This is a genomic window from Bacteroides sp. 51, from assembly GCF_010500965.1.
In the GTDB taxonomy this organism is placed as follows: domain Bacteria; phylum Bacteroidota; class Bacteroidia; order Bacteroidales; family Bacteroidaceae; genus Bacteroides.
Genome location: NZ_QVMI01000009.1, coordinates 231,906 through 250,855 on the forward strand (window position 1 = coordinate 231,906; position 18,950 = coordinate 250,855).

Below are 18,950 nucleotides of genomic sequence, written 5' to 3' on the forward strand. Positions count from 1 at the left end.
GGTTAATACTCGCTTTCGAATATGTAGCTAAGTAAACCTAAAAAATGGAGAAGGCCGAAAGAAAATAATCTACTTCCGGTCTACAAAAGGGGGAAAATATGGTACTTTTTGATCTACAACGAAAAATGTAAAGTATTGATATCTAGTTGTTTGTTTTGACTAGACGATCTACAAAACGTTGGTTTAGCCTAGATGCTCTGAAGATATGTTGTTATATCCTCATCTGTTTGTAATTCCAGCGATTTCCGTAGTCTGTACCGGTTCATGTTGATGGTTTTGGGTATGGCTCCTGTTAGAAGTGATATTTCTTTGGTCGACAGGTTTACGCGGAGTAGCGTTGCCAGATATCTTTCTCCCTGAGTCAGGTTGGGGTGTTTGGTCAATAAGCGTTTCAGGAAATCCGCATTCTTTTGCTCAATGTTCATGAGCATGGCGTTTGTATCTTCATTGCCTACCTGGTGTTGGCTGATAAAGGCATTGACTTTCTTTAAATGAGGCTGTATATTGGTTGCATCCATTTTATAACCTTCTTTGATTTGCTCCCGTATTTTATCTAACAACTCATTACGGCTACGCAAGAACATGGCAAAACTGGTCACTTCCTGCCGGGTTACTTCAAGTTCACTTTCTACATGAAGGAGGGCTTGTTCGTGTTGTTTTACTTTAAGCTCTGCCACTTCGCGCTCAGATTGTTCCAACTGATAACGAGTTTCTACTAACTGTAGGTCTTTGCGACGTTTAATCCAACGCGGAAGGAATATGGCAACAAGGACAAGAAGCGCCAGAACGGCAACCAATATAAACGTATTCCGTTTTAATATTTCTATTTCGTAGGCTTGTTCTTTGAGTGCAGTCTCTTTCTGTAAATTCTGCACTCTTTTTTCTGATAATTCCTGTTCTACGCTTCGCAGCTTTTGATCATTCTGAAGTTCAATACTCATATTGTATAGCTGTAGCAGGCATTCATACGCTTTGTCATATTGCCTCATGGCAGAATATACCCAGGAGGAATACTCGTAATTATCGCAGATGAGTTCTTTAGCGGCAGATTCATCCGCAGCTTCCCTGGCTTTGGCCAATGCTTCGAGTGCTTTGGGGTATTGTTTGGCAAAGTAATACTGTTTACCCATATTGTTATAATTCTCTGCCAATGCCCAGGTGGCATTCATGTTTTTGTTGATGATGATTGCCTCCTGTATGAGGTTTAGTTTTTCGTTGATGTCTCCTTCATAAAGACACATATTATTCAGGTTTGCAGCTACTGCCTTGACATCTCCGATCCGGCGATTAATCTGGAGCGAATTACGGAAAAGCTGCTCGGCTGTTTTGAATTCGTTTAAACTGTAATGAATGATTCCGCGGTTATTATAACTGGCTGCCAGGCGCGTAGAATCCTGGTAGATTTTGCTAAGTGAGGTGGCTTTATCGTTTATCTCGAATGCTTTGGTGTAATCCCTTAACCGGCAATATAGGTTGGATATTTGCATGAGTATATCCGTATATAGTGCATGTTCCGTTTCCGGGCAGCAATCCCGTGCGTCATATAATGTTTTTATACTGATATCGAAGTCGCCCAGATACTTATAGGCAACGCCATTGACTAATAATGCCCGTGCTTTCTGCGGATTAGGACACTCGGGTGAGATCAACTCTATTGCCTTTTGGGAGAAATAAGCCGACTGTTTAGGGTTGGTATATGCAACGGTTTGCGCCCTGTTTATCAGAGAGTCGATTTTGTTATTTGCCGTTGAAACAGCCGTTGAACAGATAACAAGGAACAGGAAGATAAAGTCCCTGGTGTTTTTCATAGTAATTGTATCGTCTTGAATAGTGAGGTTCGAATACAAATATAGTCGTTTCTCTCAAAAAAAAGCACGCAAGTTGTTACAAAAGCAAAAGAAATGTCAACTCGTTAAACATGTTGACTGGCTACGTTAACACGTCAACTCCGGGGCTTAACACCATGAGTAGCGGTGTATAGCACGGCATATACTGGCGTTAACGTAGAAAGTTGGCGTGTTTAACAAGAAAATAGGAGGAATAAAAAGAGCCCGGTTACGAATGAACCGGGCTCTTTCCAAAAAAAAACAAACTATAAATTATCTCAGTAAACCTGAGATTTCAGAAGTATATTTTGCAAATTCAAGATCAGTAGCAGCATGTTTTGCTAATGAAGAATCTTTTGCGATAGCGTTCTTCAGGTTGCTTGTAACCATTGAAGAATTGTTAGTTCTTGCACCCAATACTGCTTTCAGGTAATCTGTGTAAGCATCAGCTTTTTGGATTCCGTCTAAAGTAGTTTTAGCTTTGTTGTAATCCTTAGCAAGGATCTGAGCTAAAGCAGCACTGTTAGTTTTTGTAGAACCGAAAGCGTTTACAGCTCTGTCATATTGACCTTGAGCGATGTAAAGGTTACCCAATGATTCGTTCAGTTCAGGAGTACCGGAAGCTTTTCCGAAGTATGATTCAGCACCAGCTACATCACCCTTCTTAAGAGCGATAAGACCTAAGTTCATGTTAACTTCAGGAGCGCTCTTAATGCTGTTTGCTTTGTTGAAGAATGATTCTGCTTTCGCGAAATCACCAGCTTCGTAAGCCAACATACCTAAGTTGTTGAAACCACGGTAATCGCTTGGGAATTGTTTTGTAGCTTTAGTATAGATATCTTCTTGTTTAGCAGCATCGTTAGTAAGCGTTGCAGCGTAAAGAAGTTCTTCTACGTTCAATGCGCTTGGGTTAGAAGCAGCTAATTGAGCAATTTCTTCGTCAGATTTACCAATGATTTCGTAGTTCAATGTCAAACGTGAACGTCTCAACTGAGGAAGGATTTCGTCAGCAAGCGTTTTGTATACAGAAGAAATGTTTTTGATTTCGTTTTCTCTTTGTTCCGGATCTTTGTACATTGAAAGAACGCGAAGGATCAGTTCTTTATCCTGGATGTTTGATTTGCTAACCAATTCCTGGAAACCGTCCCAGTCTTGTGCAGTGTATTTAGCATCCAAAGTAAGGTCAACTTTCGCTTTCTTCAATTCTTTGCTCAAATACTTAGCAGTGTTATCTTCACGATTTTCAGCCAGACCAGTGTTCAATTTAACACCACCGTCAGGAGATGCATAAGCTGAAACCTCAAGGTTAGTGATTTTCTTGTTTTCAGCAGCGTAAACATCAGAGATGTCTTGTTTGAAAGTTTTCATATCACCTTTGTTCAACTCGCTTGCACGTAGGTTAGCTTGTTGGATAAGGAACATGATGTTAGCTTGTTTAGCTTCTTTGATGATACGTTGGAAAGCGTCAGCACCTAAACCGGTGTTGGCATTGTTCAATGTGTTTTCAAGCAATGCAGAAGTAGCGATCACACCATCAGCAACCTTCACAGGAGGAATAGTAATAACTTTGTCGCCGATCTTTGCGTTGAATTCAAGATAAAGTTCTGACTTAGCCATCGCTGGTACATAGTCAAAATTAGCTTTCATAGAATAGTTACCACCTACTTTGTAGTTGATAGCCTGATTGTTGCCTTCTACTTTTTCACCTTGGAATGTAGTAGACTGGCTTCTAGCTTCGCCGCCGTTCCATTTCAAAACCGGAGTAACTTCTACTACCGCTTTTTTCTTGAAATACTTTTCAGGGAATTTTCCGTGAATAGTAACAGGAACTTTTCCACCTACTGCTTCAAGAACTTGAGGATTAGTAGTAAAATAATCCGATGATAATTCACCCATTTTGCCACTACATGATGATAGGGCAACAACCACTGTTAACAGAAGTGGTAAATACAGTTTCTTAATCATTTTTCTAAGGTATAAATTAAACGTTTGTAATTGATTTATTATTATTTTTTTATCGTTTAACCATAAGCTAGTCCTTGCGAACGTAGGCAAAGATACCGATTTATTGGATAAAATGTTAACTCATAGGCCAAAAATATCATAATTTTATAAAAAATCATACTAAGTGAGTATTTATTTCCTGATTGAGAACAAAATAGTACCTATTATTGTTCATTCTCAGGCGCATTGTTTCTTCTGTATTTTATATTCCGGGGGTGGTGTTCTATGATTTCAGAGCGCAACATATTCCGGTCTATATGTGTATAAATCTCCGTAGTTGCGATTGTCTCATGTCCCAACATGCTTTGAATGGCCCGCAAGTTGGCTCCGCCCTCAAGCAGGTGCGTGGCGAAAGAGTGTCTGAAGGTATGCGGACTGATATTCTTTTTTATGCCTGCCGTTGTTGCCAATTCTTTTATCATATGAAAGATCATAATGCGCGACAGGTTTGTGCCTCTTCTACTTAAAAAAAGATAGTCTTCAAAGTCTTTTTTTGCAGTTACCTGATTTCTGTCTAATATATACAATTTAATCTCATTTATGGCTTTAGGAGAGATGGGAACCAGCCGCTGTTTACTTCCTTTTCCCTCAACTTTAATAAAGCCCTCATCCAGATATAGTTCAGACAACTTTAGATTGGTTAATTCTGAGACGCGCAGGCCGCAACTGTATAATGTTTCCAGAATAGCTTTATTTCTTTGCCCCTCGTTCTTACTCAGGTCGATGGCTGAGATTATGGCATCAATCTCTTCTATGGTAAGTATCTCCGGAAGTTTGAAACCGATCTTAGGGCCTTCGAGCAATTCCGAAGGGTCGGCTTCCAGATAGTCGGTAAGAATCAGGAAATTAAAAAAAGACTTTATGCCCGAGATGATGCGTGCCTGCGAACGGGCATGAATGCCGATATCGTGCAATCCGGCTACAAATTGTTGTAAGTTGTCTAACGTGATGTCTTTTATCGCAATTCCTTCCAGGGTAAGAAACGACATGAGTTTGTCCAGGTCGGTCAGGTAGGCATCCAATGTATTGGGCGATAATGATTTTTCGAATTTAAGGTATCGCTGATACTGTTTAATTATCTTGCCCGTTTCATCCTTATTAATCATATTTCATTTGTTTTCATTCTTTTTTTCTACCTTTGCACCTTGAAATACTGTTCTTTGGGCAAAGGTAGTGAAAACCAAATACAAAGCCAAGCTTGCTTGAGCTATGTTGAGGCGCATCCTATCTTATGGGAAAGATATTAAAAACAATCCGATAGTATGATAAGGATACAAATTATTAACGGGCCAAACATTAACCTATTGGGTAAGCGTGAACCCACTATTTATGGTAACGTTACATTTGAGGATTACTTGATTGATCTTCGTAGCAAATATCCGGAAACTGAGATTGATTACTACCAATCGAATGTTGAAGGTGAGCTAATAAACAAGATTCAGGAAGTGGGATTTGATGTGGATGGGATTGTTTTGAATGCAGGTGCATATACTCATACTTCGATTGCCCTGCAAGATGCTATTCGTTCGGTTACTTCGCCTGTGGTTGAGGTACATATTTCCAATGTTCATAAGAGAGAGGAATTCCGCCATACTTCCATGATTGCTGCTGCATGTGTGGGGGTGATCTGTGGTTTTGGACTCGACTCTTATCGCCTGGCGGTTGAGGCATTGATAAAGAGATAGTTTTTTTAGGTTATTATATATTTAAGGTAATTAGTATTTATGAAGAAGCATACTAAGATTGTTGCTACTATTTCTGATAAACGTTGTGACGTAGAGTTTTTACAGCAGCTTTATGAAGCTGGAATGAATGTAGTCCGTATGAACTCTGCCCACCTGGATAGAGAGGGCTTTGATAAGATTATTAATAATGTACGGGCAGTATCGAACAATATTGCCATTCTGATGGACACCAAAGGCCCTGAAGTGCGTACTACCGTTTGTGCTGAACCCATTCCTTTCTGCACGGGCGAAAAGGTGAAAATAATCGGCGATCCGAACCGGGAAACAACCCGTGATTGCATCGCTGTTTCCTATAAAGAATTTGTTGAAGATGTAAGAATCGGAGGTGATGTACTTATCGACGATGGTGAACTTGATCTTAAAGTAGTAGGCCGCGAAGATGGTTACCTGCTTTGTGAGGTTTTAAACGATGCTACTCTCGGAAGCCGTAAGAGTGTGAATGTTCCCGGAATGCGCATCAATCTGCCTTCGCTTACAGAAAGAGATAAAACAAACATCCTGTACGCTATCGAAAAAGATATCGATTTTATCGCTCACTCTTTTGTAAGAACAAAACAAGATGTACTGGATATTCAGGAAATCCTGGATGAACATAATAGCGAGATACAGATCATCTCAAAAATAGAAAACCAGGAAGGTGTTGATAATATCGACGAAATTCTGGAAGCAACTTATGGTATTATGATTGCCCGCGGCGACCTTGGAATCGAGATTCCGCAACAAAAGATACCGGGTATTCAACGTAAGTTGATTAAGAAATGTATTCTGGCTAAACGTCCGGTGATTGTAGCCACCCAGATGCTTCACACCATGATCCATAATCCCCGTCCTACCCGTGCGGAGGTTACTGATATTGCCAATGCAATTTATTACCGTACCGATGCTTTGATGCTGAGTGGCGAAACGGCTTATGGGAAATATCCGGTAGAGGCTTTACGTACAATGGCTCAGATTGCTGAACAGGCAGAGAAAGATAAGCTGGAAGAAAATGATATCCGTATTCCATTAAGTTCGGATACTATAGATGTAACCGCTTTTCTGGCTAAACAAGCTGTAAAAGCTACATCCAAAATGCATATTCGTGCCATTATTACTGATAGTTATACCGGACGAACAGCGCGTTATGTTGCTGCTTTCCGTGGTAAATATCCGGTACTGGCCATCTGTTATAAAGAAAAGACCATGCGTTTGATGGCTCTTTCTTATGGTGTACTCCCCATCTTCCTGGAAGAGAAAGACAATGCACGTACTTATTTCTTCTCAGCATTGCAAATGTTGCTGGAAAGCAAGCGTGTAAAACCAGATGATATGTACGCTTATTTAAGCGGTAGTTTCGGAGAAGGTGGAGGTACTACTTTCCTGGAAATCAATAAAGTAAATACCGTATTGGCCAACGCCGAAGATTATTATCTTCCCAGCTTCAGCCAGCGATAGTTTAAGCTTTTAAGATTTTGAGTTTTTAAGTCTATAAGTTTAAGAATTCAAAAGTATCCTCTGGTCTTAAAAACTTAAAAACTAAAGAACTTAAAGACTCAAATGTCTATAGACGAATACATATTGCAACACATTGATCCCGAGAGCGATTATCTGAAGTCGCTCTATCGGGATACGCATGTGAAGTTATTGCGTCCTCGTATGGCTTCTGGCCACTTACAGGGGCGGTTGCTGAAAATGTTCGTTGAGATGATACGTCCCAAGCAAATACTTGAGATCGGGACATATAGCGGATATTCTGCCTTATGTTTGGCAGAAGGCTTACAGGACGGCGGTATGCTCCATACGTTTGAGATAAACGATGAGCAGGAAGATTTTACCCGTCCCTGGTTAGAGAATTCACCGTATGCCGATAAGATAAAGTTTTATATTGGCGATGCGTTGGAGGTTGTTCCCGGGTTGGGGATAACCTTTGATTTGGCTTTTGTAGATGGAGATAAACGAAAATATATTGAGTACTATGACATGGTGCTCGAACATCTTTCTCCCGGAGGGTTTATCATAGCCGATAATACATTGTGGGATGGCCATGTGTTGGAAGAACCCCATATTACCGACAGGCAAACCATCGGTATAAAAGCATTTAATGATTATGTAATACAGGACAAACGGACGGAGAAAGTTATTCTTCCTTTACGTGATGGACTGACAATTATAAAAAAGAAGCTAGAAGTAAGAAGTTAGAAGCCAGGTCGTGTATAAAACCTAGCTTCTAACTTCTTACTTCTAGCTACTAAATACTTATAAATTATGGAAACAACCAGACAAAACAAAATTGCCCGTTTACTACAGAAGGAGTTGGGCGATATATTTCTGCTGCAAACCAAAGCCATGCCGGGTACATTGATCTCGGTGAGTGTGGTTCGTATCAGTCCCGATTTGAGTATCGCCAAAGTATACCTGAGCGTATTCCCATCGGAAAAGAGCGAAGAATTGGTGAAGAACATCAATGATAATATGAAGAGTATCCGCTTCGAGTTGGGTAAACGTGTAAGATATCAGTTGCGTATTATCCCCGAATTGAAATTCTTTGTAGACGACTCGTTGGATTACATTGATAAGATTGATTCTTTGTTGAAATAATCCCGAAGTGTATCTTCCTTTTTATATAGCCAGGCGTTACCTCTTCTCCCGGAAGAAACATAACGCTATTAATATTATCTCCGGCATATCCGTTTGTGGGGTAGCGCTTGCTACGCTTTCGTTAGTCTGCACGCTATCCGTAATGAACGGTTTTCAGGATATGGTGGCCGACCTTTTTACTTCTTTTGATCCGCAACTGAAGATCACCGCCCGCGAAGGAAAAACGTTCGATGGCCGGGATGAACGTGTACAGGCTTTGCGTACATGGTCCGAGATTGCTGTATTTACAGAAGCTCTGGAAGAGCAGGCCATGGTGGAATATAAAGACCGCCAGGTAATGGCTGTGATAAAAGGTGTGGAAGATAACTTTGAAGACCTGACCGAGATTGATAGCATATTGCGCGGGTCGGGTAAGTTTATGCTTCACGATGAGGTTGTAGATTATGGTGTTATGGGCATCGAACTGGTACCGATGTTAGGCACAGGTATCCAGTTTGTCGATCCGCTTTCTATCTATGCTCCCAAGCGGAATGCCAAAGTAAATATGGCCAATCCGGGAGCATCCTTTAATCGTGAATACCTGTTCTCGCCCGGTTGTGTGTTTGTGGTAAACCAGCAAAAGTATGATTCTCAATATATACTGACATCTATCGACTTTGCCCGTCGGATATTTGACTACTCTACCGAAGTCTCTTCTATAGAATTGAAGTTGGCTCCGGATGCAAACCTCTCTGCTGTGAAGAAAAAGATTGCCGATCTTTTAGGTGAAGATTTCCTTGTTCAGGATCGTTATGAACAACAAGCCGACATCTTCCGTATCATGGAGATTGAAAAACTGATCTCTTATCTCTTTCTGACTTTTATATTAATGATAGCCTGTTTCAATGTGATTGGTTCGCTGTCGATGTTGATTATTGACAAGAAAGAAGATGTGACAACACTGCGGAAACTGGGCGCAAGCGATAAGCTGGTTTCCCGTATATTCCTTCTTGAAGGCTGGATGATTTCTTTCTTTGGAGCCATAAGTGGTATCGTGCTTGGGTTAGCACTTTGCCTGGCGCAACAGGAATTTGGTTTTCTAACCTTGAATGTTTCCGGGGGAATATATTTGGTCGATGCATACCCTGTCAGCGTTCATTTCGGCGATATCCTATTTGTGTTTATTACGGTTATGATTATGGGTTTATTGTCCGTATGGTATCCGGTTCGTTATTTAGGGAGGCGATTGCTCCGTTAAATAGTGCCTATCCATCAAATATTTAGCCGTTAAATGTATTTGAAAGTGAAAAAAAAGCTATATTTGCACCCTTGTATATAAAAGAATTAAATCAAAATTAATAATATAAAACTAAAACTAAAATGCAAAACAAAGGATTTGTAAAGGTTTTGGCGGTATTGCTTACGCTGGTGTGTTTGTTCTACCTTTCATTCTCTTTCGTTACAGCCTATTGGACGAATAAGGCTAATGACTATGCGAAGGGCGATGTAAGAATGGAACAACATTTCTTGGATTCGATGGCGAACAAGAAAGTGTGGTTGGGCAACTATACGCTGAAACAATGTCGTGAGATGGAGATCGGACTGGGATTGGACCTGAAGGGCGGTATGAACGTTATTCTTGAGGTGTCCGTTGCTGATGTAGTTAAAGCATTGGCTGATAACAAACCCGATGTGGCTTTCAATAAAGCATTAGCTTCGGCTACCGCTTTGCAAGCTACAAGCCAGGAAGATTTCGTTTCTATTTTCACCAAAGAATATCAGAAAGAAGCACCAGGTGCCCGGTTATCCGAACTGTTCGCAACTCAGAAGCTGAAAGATAAAGTCACTCAGAAGTCAACCGATGCCGAAGTTGAAAAGGTGCTGAGAGAAGAAATCAAAGCGGCTATCGACAACTCGTACAACGTACTTCGTACACGTATCGACCGTTTCGGTGTGGTTCAGCCTAACATCCAACGTCTGGAAGACAGAATGGGACGTATCATGGTGGAACTGCCAGGTATCAAAGAACCCGAACGTGTGAGAAAACTTCTTCAAGGTTCGGCCAACCTCGAATTCTGGGAAACATATCACGCAAGAGAAGTTGTTCCTTATTTGCAAACTGCCGATGTGAGATTGCGCAATGTCCTTTCTCAGAATAGCACAGAAACTGCTGCTCCGGCCGCAGAAGGAACCGTTGCTGAAGAAGCTCCTGTAGTAGAGAATACAACAAACCAAAGAGATAGCCTTCTGGCTTCTGTATTAGGTGAGAGCACGGATAAGAAAGATGCTGCTGCTACGGCGCAGATGAAAAAGGATTATCCGCTGCAATCTATTTTGCAGTTGAATAGTCAAGGTCAAGGTCCTGTTGTAGGTTGGGCTATCGCAAGAGATACGGCCGAGATTAACAAGTATCTGGCTATGAAAGAAGTTTCAGGCGAATTCCCTAAAGAACTTCGTTTGAAATGGGGTGTTGCTCCGATTGCATCTACCGAAGCAAGTGTAGGTCAGACGTACGAATTGTATGCTATCAAATCTACAGAACGTAACGGAAGAGCTCCGCTTGAAGGTGATGTAGTGGTTGATGCAAGAGATGAATTCGACCAATATGGTAAACCAGCTGTGAGCATGTCAATGAATACAGACGGTGCCAGAAGATGGGCGTTGTTGACTAAACAAAATATTGGTAAGTCTGTTGCGATTGTACTTGATGGTTATGTATACTCTGCACCAAATGTAAACTCTGAAATTACAGGTGGACGTTCGCAGATTACAGGTCATTTCACTCCTGAACAATCAAAGGACTTAGCTAACGTATTGAAATCAGGTAAGATGCCTGCTCCTGCATATATTGTACAGGAAGATATCATCGGACCTTCATTGGGTCAGGAATCTATCAATGCAGGTATTTTCTCATTCATCGTGGCATTGATTCTGCTGATGATTTATATGTGTACTGTTTACGGTTTCATACCGGGTATGATTGCAAATGGTGCATTGATTTTCAACATGTTCTTCTCGTTGGGTATCCTTGCTTCCTTCCAGGCAGCGCTTACGATGTCGGGTATTGCCGGTATGGTGCTTGCTTTGGGTATGGCGGTGGATGCTAACGTACTTATCTACGAACGTACAAAAGAAGAGTTGAGAGCAGGTAAGGCTGTTAAGAAAGCCTTGGCCGATGGTTACTCTAATGCATTCTCGGCGATCTTCGACTCGAACTTCACTTCGTTGATCACAGCGCTTATCCTGTTTAATTTCGGTACAGGTCCTATCCGTGGTTTTGCTACTACGTTGATGATTGGTATCACTGTATCGTTCTTTACAGCGGTATTCCTGACTCGTTTGGTTTACGAACACTTTATGAATAAAGATAAGCTTCTTAACCTGACGTTTACTTCTAAATTATCGAGGAACTGGTCCCTTAACCCGAACATTGATTTTATGGGTCAAAATAAGAAGTGGTTCACAATTACAGGCGTTGTTGTTCTGGTTTGTGTGGCTTCGTTAGGTATCCGTGGTTTAAGTCAAAGTATTGACTTTACGGGTGGACGTAACTTTAAGGTTCAGTTTGTAAACCCGGTTGAACCGGAACAAGTACGCGAACTGATTGCCGACAAGTTTGAAGGTGCTAACGTAGGTGTGCTTGCCATTGGAACAGACAAGAAAACCGTGCGTATCAGTACTAACTATCGTATTGAGGAAAGTGCAAATAATGTAGACTCGGAAATTGAAGCTTATTTGTATGAAACATTGAAGCCGTTGCTGACCGAGAATATTTCTCTGGAAACATTCATCGACCGTGAAAACCATACGGGTGGTAGTATCGTTAGCTCTCAGAAAGTAGGTCCAAGTATTGCCGATGATATTAAGACTTCGGCATTCTGGTCGGTATTGTTCTCGCTTGTAGCTATCGGACTTTATATCCTGTTGCGTTTCCGTAACATTGCATATAGTGTGGGTTCTGTAGTTGCGTTGACTTGCGACACTGTGATGATTCTTGGTGCTTACTCACTGCTTTGGGGTATATTGCCATTCTCGCTTGAGGTTGACCAAACGTTCATCGGTGCGATCCTGACGGCGATTGGTTACTCTATCAATGACAAGGTGGTAATCTTTGACCGTGTGCGCGAGTTCTTCGGATTGTATCCGAAACGTAATCGTAAACTGTTGTTCAATGATTCGTTGAATACAACGCTGAACCGTACCATCAATACTTCATTGAGTACATTGATCGTGTTGATCTGTATCTTCGTACTGGGTGGTGACTCAATCCGCAGCTTTGCCTTTGCAATGATTCTTGGGGTGGTGTTTGGTACATTGTCTTCATTGTTCGTGGCATCTCCGATTGCTTACTCAATGATCAGTAAGAAAGGCATTAATGACGAAGAATAATCCGATTAGGAATACCATAAAATAGAAAACGGCCGGTTTCACTACGTGTGGAGCCGGCCGCTTTGTTTGGTTAAGTCTTGGTTTTACCAAATGATCGCTACCCTGAAATATTGTGTGCTGGGATTAAAATCGCCGGTGTAATAGTCGCTTACATATGCTTTGAACGCGATTGTGTTATCGGCTTTTACATCATATGTATAATGTATGGAGTAGTGAAATTCCTTACCATTGATTTTTTCTACAATATATTCGGTGTATGGTAATGGGGTTTGTACTTCATATTTAGTGCCGTAGTCGAGGTATAAATAGGCCGTAACGACTCCTTCGTAATAGGATGTGTTAAGAGGCACCCCAGTGTGAACGTATTCGTAATAAGAGCCGACTTCATTCGGATCGCCTATTAACTGCCAGTGGTTACTTCTAACCTCAAAGTCGTCCGAATACAAGGTTTCTTCGTAGTAATCTTCACAAGCGGTCAGAGTTGCCAATGTGATGAATAATAGTGCAATGTGCTTTAGCGTTTTCATATCTTTCCATTTTAAACTGTTAGTACTGTTGGTTATAACAATGATAGTGATCATTTTGTTATGAACCGCGTTTCTCTCATTTAGCTATATTGCAAATGTAGCGGGGTGAAAGCTCTTTAAATAATGATTTCTCCTATTTGATCTTATTGAAAACCCACCGGATGTAGGGATTTTCCTCTTTCTGATTACCCTATACATAGTGTTTTTCGCTAAGAAAGATACATAACTCACGCGGAGTAGTATAACTTCCTGGCATTCAGGAAGAAGTGGTTCTTGATTTCAAAGCAATAGTCACACGCTAATGTCACAAGTATCACGCGGCCCGATACACCCGGGTGTATCGGGCCGAAAGACCCGGGTGTTCCCAGGTAAAAGACCCGGGTCTTTCGAATCAATACACCCGGGTCTTTTGCTACTTATTCAACTGGCATATGTAGCGAAATCCTGTATGGTATTAAAGAAGAACCGCTTCAATCCATCACGGGTTAAAGCGGTTTAGGTTAATCAGAGGTGGCTAATTACCTATTCGGTGATGTTTAAGATAACTGCCACCCAATAAACGGAAAATAGCTTGGTTTGGTTCAACTTATGCCTGTATATAGTCTTTGTTTTGTGCAAAAAAGGCTGTAGATGTTGAATCAATCATCTACAGCCTATATCTGTACCCCCGAGCAGAATCGAACTGCTATCTAATGTTTAGGAAACATCTATTCTATCCGTTGAACTACAGGGGCAACAAATCCGGATGCAAAGATATTAAAATATTAATATTAGATGCAAATGAAATGACATATTGGTTAGGCTTTTATTACAGGCTGCCGATATTCGATAAATAAAGTTATAAAATAACTCGGAAAGTTATAAAGTTGAAAGATAATTCCGCTTTATTCTATCATAAGTTGCGTAAAAAGATTGCAAGAATATTCAGAAAGTCAAAATATTGCATGATTTTGCAGTATCAAATTGTTTGTTGAATATAATTTGAGTGTGTTTTCTTCTTTTAATTAACTTACTAAAAGATCGAAAATTAGATAAAAAACACTACTTTTGATATTGAAATACAGATAGACATGAAAAGATTTTGCTAAGTCGCATAACTTTCCGACCTTTGCAAATCCTTAAATGAATATGTTTCGGTATAATGTGGTCGTCATTCTGGAAGATTATATTTATACAGTAGGCATCTAATTTAATCTTAAAATAGAGTAAAGTTATGGCAGATGAGATGATGGTTAAAGATTTGGAGAGAGTAGTAGTGCGCTTCTCGGGCGACTCTGGCGATGGTATGCAATTGGCTGGTAGTATTTTCTCTAATCTATCGGCTGTATTGGGAAATGATATCTCTACATTTCCCGATTATCCGGCAGAAATTCGTGCTCCGCAAGGAACATTAAGTGGTGTTTCCGGTTTCCAGGTTCATATTGGAGCGGACAAAGTATATACCTCGGGTGATAAATGCGATGTTTTGGTTGCCATGAACCCCGCGGCATTAAAAACGAATGCGAAGTTCCTCACTCCTGCATCTATTATCATTATAGATAGTGACTCGTTTGCTAAAAAGGACCTTGAGAAAGCACTCTATACAACAGACGATCCGTTTACGGAACTGGGCATTCATAACCAGGTGATTGATGCTCCTATCTCTACCATGTGTAAAGAGAGCCTGAAAGATAGCGGATTGGACAACAAAGCCATACTTCGTTGCAAGAATATGTTTGCATTGGGGTTGGTTTGCTGGTTATTCAACCGTCCGTTAGAGTATGCTATGCATATTCTTCAAAACAAATTTGCCAAGAAGCCAACGATTGCCGAGGCGAATATTAAGGTAATGACCGATGGATATAATTATGGCCATAACACACATGCATCGGTTTCCACTTATCGCGTGGAGTCTAAAGGAAATAAAGAGAAGGGAGTTTATACGGATGTAAACGGCAACCTGGCCACGGCTTACGGCTTGATTGCGGCTGCCGAAAAAGCCAATCTTCCGCTCTTTCTGGGTTCTTACCCCATTACTCCGGCTACAGATATTCTACATTACCTGTCGAAATATAAAGAACTGGGCGTAGTTACCGTTCAATGCGAAGACGAAATTTCCGGTTGCTGTAGTGCCATTGGCGCATCTTTTGCCGGTAGCCTTGCTGTAACCACAACTTCCGGTCCGGGAGTATGTTTGAAAAGCGAAGCCATTAACCTGGCTGTGATTGCCGAACTTCCTTTGGTCATTGTCAACGTACAACGTGGCGGCCCATCAACCGGTATGCCTACAAAGAGTGAGCAGACCGACCTGTTGCAGGCGCTATGGGGACGTAACGGCGAAAGCCCGTTGGTGGTTATTGCTGCTACTTCGCCCGATGGTTGTTTTGATGCCGCTTTCATGGCATCGAAGATTGCTTTGGAACACATGACTCCGGTTATTCTGTTGACCGATGGATACATCGCTAATGGTTCTGCTGCATGGAAGATTCCTTCGATGAAGAACTATACTACGATCAACCCTCCTTACGTATCGCCCGAAATGCAGGAAGGATGGAAGCCTTACAAACGTAACCTGGAAACGATGGTGCGTTATTGGGCTGTACCGGGCACGCCGGGATTCCAGCACCGTATCGGCGGACTTGAAAAGGATTTCAATACCAGCGTAATCTCAACAGATTCTGCCAACCACCAGAAAATGACGGAAACCCGTCAGGCCAAGATTGATTATATCGCAAACTTTATTCCTGAACAGCAAATAGAAGGCGACGAAGATGCCGATTTGTTGATCGTAGGTTGGGGTGGTACTTACGGCCACTTGCATTCCACCATGGAAATCATGCAACAACAAGGCAAGAAGGTGGCTTTGGCACACTTCAAATACATCAATCCACTTCCGAAGAATACAGTAGAACTATTGAAGAAATACAAGAAGATCATTGTAGCCGAGCAGAACATGGGTCAGTTTGCCACCCTGTTGCGCGCCAAGGTGCCCGGTTTGGATATTCATCAGTTTAACCGCGTGAAGGGTCAGCCGTTCAATGTATTAAGACTTGTAGAAGAATTCACTAAAATAATGGAGGAAAAATAAGATGAGCGAAACACTATATACAGCTAAAGACTATAAAAGTGACCAGTATGTACGTTGGTGTCCCGGTTGTGGCGACCACGCTCTGCTTAACTCATTGCATAAAGCCATGGCCGACATTGGCGTCGAGCCACACAATATTGCCGTAATCTCCGGTATCGGATGCTCCTCGCGTCTGCCTTATTATATGAATACCTATGGTTTCCATACCATTCACGGACGTGCGGCGGCAATTGCTACCGGTGTAAAAGTGGCAAACCCTAAGCTAACCGTATGGCAGGTTTCGGGTGATGGCGACGGATTGGCTATTGGTGGTAACCACTTTATCCATGCGCTTCGCCGCAACGTAGATATAAACATTATATTATTAAATAACCAGATTTACGGTTTGACCAAAGGGCAATACTCACCGACTTCTCCTCGCGGATTGGTAACTAAATCTTCTCCTTACGGAACTGTAGAAGATCCATTCCGTCCGGCAGAGCTGGCATTTGGTGCCCGCGGACGCTTCTTCGCCCGTTGTGTAGATGTTGACGGCCCCGGTGCGGTAGAAACGTTGACTGCTTCGGCTAAGCACAAAGGTGCCTCTGTTGTTGAAGTGTTGCAGAACTGTGTGATCTTTAATGATGGTTCGCAGAGCCGTTTGGCTTCTAAGGCAGATCGTGCAAAGAATGCAATCTACCTGAAACATGGACAGCCCATGATTTTCGGCGAAAACAACGAGTACGGTTTAATGCAGGAAGGTTTCGGCCTGAAAGTCGTTAAGCTGGGCGAAAACGGTATTACCGAAAAAGACCTGTTGGTGCACGATGCATACTGCGAAGATAATACACTCCACATGAAACTGGCTCTGATGGATGGTCCTGACTTCCCTGTGGCTTTGGGCGTTATCCGTGATGTTATTGCACCAACTTATGATGAGTCTGTTTATGCACAGATCGAAGAAGTACGCGCTAAGAAACCAGATCGCACATTAGAAGAAATGCTAATGATGACTTGCGAAACCTGGGAAATCAAATAGGCAGGCAGCGAGGCGCTGCACCCAAGTTTCCATGCGGATATAATATATACTGCATAGAAACCTGGGTGCAGCGCCTCGCTGCCTAGTATTTGAAGCTACTTCCTCCCAGGAATTCTCTTAATAATGATGTAAAGGGTATTTCTTTATCCTGTATAGGTACGAAATACTTAATGAATTTCAGCAACCGGTATGCTTCGGCATATGCCGGACAGTTTCGTGGTACCCCCATCAATATCGGTTCGGCGTGCGGACGCAATACCGAGAACTCAAACAACAGTGAAGAGTTGAACATAACATCCGCATTCTCCTGGAAGGGGAATATCCATTTGTCTTCTCCGGCGCGTACGCTCGGCCAACGGGAGATTGTTTCCTGTGCAGAGTAGCCCCGATAATTGAAGTCACGTATAATGCGTCGCAACAAGCGGTTGTCTGTTGTTGATATCCAGTTGTGGTCATCCAGTGATATGGAGGTGAGTGCCGAAACGTAAATCTTATATTTATTCGCATTGTTGATATGCGGAGTCAGATCCGGATTAAGTGCATGTATCCCTTCCAGTATAAGGATGGTATTATCATCTATTTTAAGTTTATTGCCCTTGTATTCCTTCTTTCCAGTAGTAAAGTTGAATGTGGGTATTTCTACTTCCTCTCCTCTCAATAAAGCTGTCAGCTGGTCGTTGAAGAGTTTTAGATCCAGGGCGTATAAAGACTCGTAATCATAATTCCCATTTTCGTCCAGCGGGGTTTGCTCCCGGTCAACAAAATAGTTATCCAAAGAAAGTGGATAAGGCTTAAGTCCGTTTGTCATTAGTTGAACAGAAAGCCTTTTGCTGAAAGTTGTTTTCCCGGACGATGAAGGCCCGGCAATAAGCACAAGCTTTATGCGGTCGCCATTCGAGCCTTTATGGTAAATGGTATCGGCTATCTGGCCGATCTTTTTTTCTTGCAGCGCTTCTGCCACATTAATAAGTCCTGTGGCATGCCCTTCCTGGCAAGCAATGTTCACATCGCCCACGTTGCCTACATTCAGGATATATCCCCAGCTTAGATATTCTTTGAACACTTCGAGCATCTTTTCTTGCTTTACTACCTCCTCCAGGACATTCGGGTTCGTCTTGCTTGGAATGCGAAGCAATAGTCCATCATAATACTTCACCAGGTCGAATACGTTGATATGTCCTGTACTGGGCAGGAGGCTGCCATAGTAGTAATCAATCGTATCGCCGAGTTTATAGTAGTAGGTATAGAGCGACCCCGAAGTTTCCAGCAGTTTCACTTTATCTTCCATTCCTCTTTCCTTGAAGATTTCCACTGCTTCGGTCGTTTCACACTCCACACGCAGATACCGGAGGTTTTGTGCAATGATCTCCTTCATCCGGTTCTTAATGTTTGCCACGTCTTCCAGTGTAATGGGGCGGCCGATTTGTAGATCGCAGAAGTAACCTTTCGAAATGGGATGTTCCAGCAATAGCTTACTGTTGGGGTATAGCTCGCTTACGGCCTTGTAAAGCACAAAGCATAATGAACGTACATAGGTGCGCATGCCCGAAGAATCTCTGACATCGACAAACTCTACACTCTTATTATTATATACCCTGAAAGTAAGCCCTTCCATGCGGTTGTTTACCCGCGCGCTGACCGGCGGATAAGGTAAATTAAGATTTAAACCTTTATAAATATCCAAAAGTAGGGTCCCAACTGGAAATTCTTTATAAATATTATTATTTTTGCAATAAATTTGCAACATCTGTTTCATATATCTCTCTCTTTATAGATTGGTAATACGGATAAATTTAGTTAAAGGACTTAAAACCATCA

The 18,950-nt window shown here is 41.8% G+C and carries 13 protein-coding genes and 1 tRNA gene; 8 read left to right on the forward strand and 6 right to left on the reverse strand.

Features of this window, described 5'->3' with window-relative positions:
• Positions 1-188: 188 nt before the first annotated feature.
• The 3 genes from D0T87_RS09200 to xerD all read right to left on the reverse strand — a co-directional run bounded on the left by D0T87_RS09200 (position 189) and on the right by xerD (position 4,936).
• A complete protein-coding gene (locus tag D0T87_RS09200) occupies positions 189-1,808 on the reverse strand; it encodes a tetratricopeptide repeat protein (RefSeq protein WP_163174836.1) in 1,620 nt (539 codons plus the stop codon).
• Between the two features lie 291 nt (positions 1,809-2,099).
• Entirely contained in the window at positions 2,100-3,791 is a 1,692-nt protein-coding gene (locus tag D0T87_RS09205; RefSeq protein ID WP_163174837.1) for a tetratricopeptide repeat protein, read from the reverse strand.
• A gap of 203 nt (positions 3,792-3,994) precedes the next feature.
• On the reverse strand, positions 3,995-4,936 hold the full coding sequence (gene xerD, locus D0T87_RS09210) for a site-specific tyrosine recombinase XerD (protein WP_163174838.1): 942 nt from the start codon (positions 4,934-4,936) through the stop codon (positions 3,995-3,997).
• Positions 4,937-5,095: 159 nt separating this feature from the next.
• Here xerD and aroQ point away from each other — a divergent pair, with 159 nt between their 5' ends.
• From aroQ to secDF, 6 genes are all read left to right on the forward strand, one after another.
• Complete coding sequence (aroQ, locus tag D0T87_RS09215; protein ID WP_163174897.1) at positions 5,096-5,515, forward strand: type II 3-dehydroquinate dehydratase; 420 nt, start codon at positions 5,096-5,098, stop codon at positions 5,513-5,515.
• A 39-nt stretch (positions 5,516-5,554) separates the two neighbouring features.
• Positions 5,555-7,009: a pyruvate kinase gene (pyk, locus tag D0T87_RS09220; protein WP_163174839.1), complete on the forward strand. Its 1,455-nt coding sequence runs from the start codon at positions 5,555-5,557 to the stop codon at positions 7,007-7,009.
• Between the two features lie 102 nt (positions 7,010-7,111).
• The gene (locus D0T87_RS09225) at positions 7,112-7,753 is read left to right on the forward strand and encodes an O-methyltransferase (protein WP_163174840.1); all 642 of its coding nucleotides are present in this window, start codon (positions 7,112-7,114) and stop codon (positions 7,751-7,753) included.
• A gap of 66 nt (positions 7,754-7,819) precedes the next feature.
• A complete protein-coding gene (gene rbfA, locus D0T87_RS09230; RefSeq protein WP_163174841.1) occupies positions 7,820-8,152 on the forward strand; it encodes a 30S ribosome-binding factor RbfA in 333 nt (110 codons plus the stop codon).
• Positions 8,153-8,159: 7 nt separating this feature from the next.
• Positions 8,160-9,389 (forward strand): FtsX-like permease family protein, encoded by a 1,230-nt coding sequence (locus tag D0T87_RS09235; protein ID WP_163174842.1) that lies wholly within the window; start codon positions 8,160-8,162, stop codon positions 9,387-9,389.
• A gap of 122 nt (positions 9,390-9,511) precedes the next feature.
• Positions 9,512-12,520, forward strand: a complete 3,009-nt coding sequence (secDF, locus tag D0T87_RS09240; protein WP_163174843.1) for a protein translocase subunit SecDF — start codon at positions 9,512-9,514, stop codon at positions 12,518-12,520.
• A gap of 83 nt (positions 12,521-12,603) precedes the next feature.
• Here secDF and D0T87_RS09245 read toward each other — a convergent pair whose 3' ends face one another.
• Positions 12,604-13,047: a hypothetical protein gene (locus tag D0T87_RS09245; RefSeq protein WP_163174844.1), complete on the reverse strand. Its 444-nt coding sequence runs from the start codon at positions 13,045-13,047 to the stop codon at positions 12,604-12,606.
• A 662-nt stretch (positions 13,048-13,709) separates the two neighbouring features.
• Positions 13,710-13,781 (reverse strand) — tRNA-Arg (locus D0T87_RS09250).
• A 479-nt stretch (positions 13,782-14,260) separates the two neighbouring features.
• Here D0T87_RS09250 and D0T87_RS09255 point away from each other — a divergent pair.
• Positions 14,261-16,114, forward strand: a complete 1,854-nt coding sequence (locus D0T87_RS09255) for a 2-oxoacid:acceptor oxidoreductase subunit alpha (protein WP_163174845.1) — start codon at positions 14,261-14,263, stop codon at positions 16,112-16,114.
• Between the two features lies 1 nt (position 16,115).
• Positions 16,116-17,132, forward strand: a complete 1,017-nt coding sequence (locus D0T87_RS09260; protein ID WP_163174846.1) for a 2-oxoacid:ferredoxin oxidoreductase subunit beta — start codon at positions 16,116-16,118, stop codon at positions 17,130-17,132.
• 82 nt (positions 17,133-17,214) lie between these two features.
• Here D0T87_RS09260 and D0T87_RS09265 read toward each other — a convergent pair whose 3' ends face one another.
• Positions 17,215-18,888 carry a nucleoside kinase gene (locus D0T87_RS09265; protein ID WP_163174847.1) on the reverse strand — a complete coding sequence of 558 codons (1,674 nt, stop codon included), beginning with the start codon at positions 18,886-18,888 and terminating at the stop codon, positions 17,215-17,217.
• Positions 18,889-18,950 lie beyond the last annotated feature (62 nt).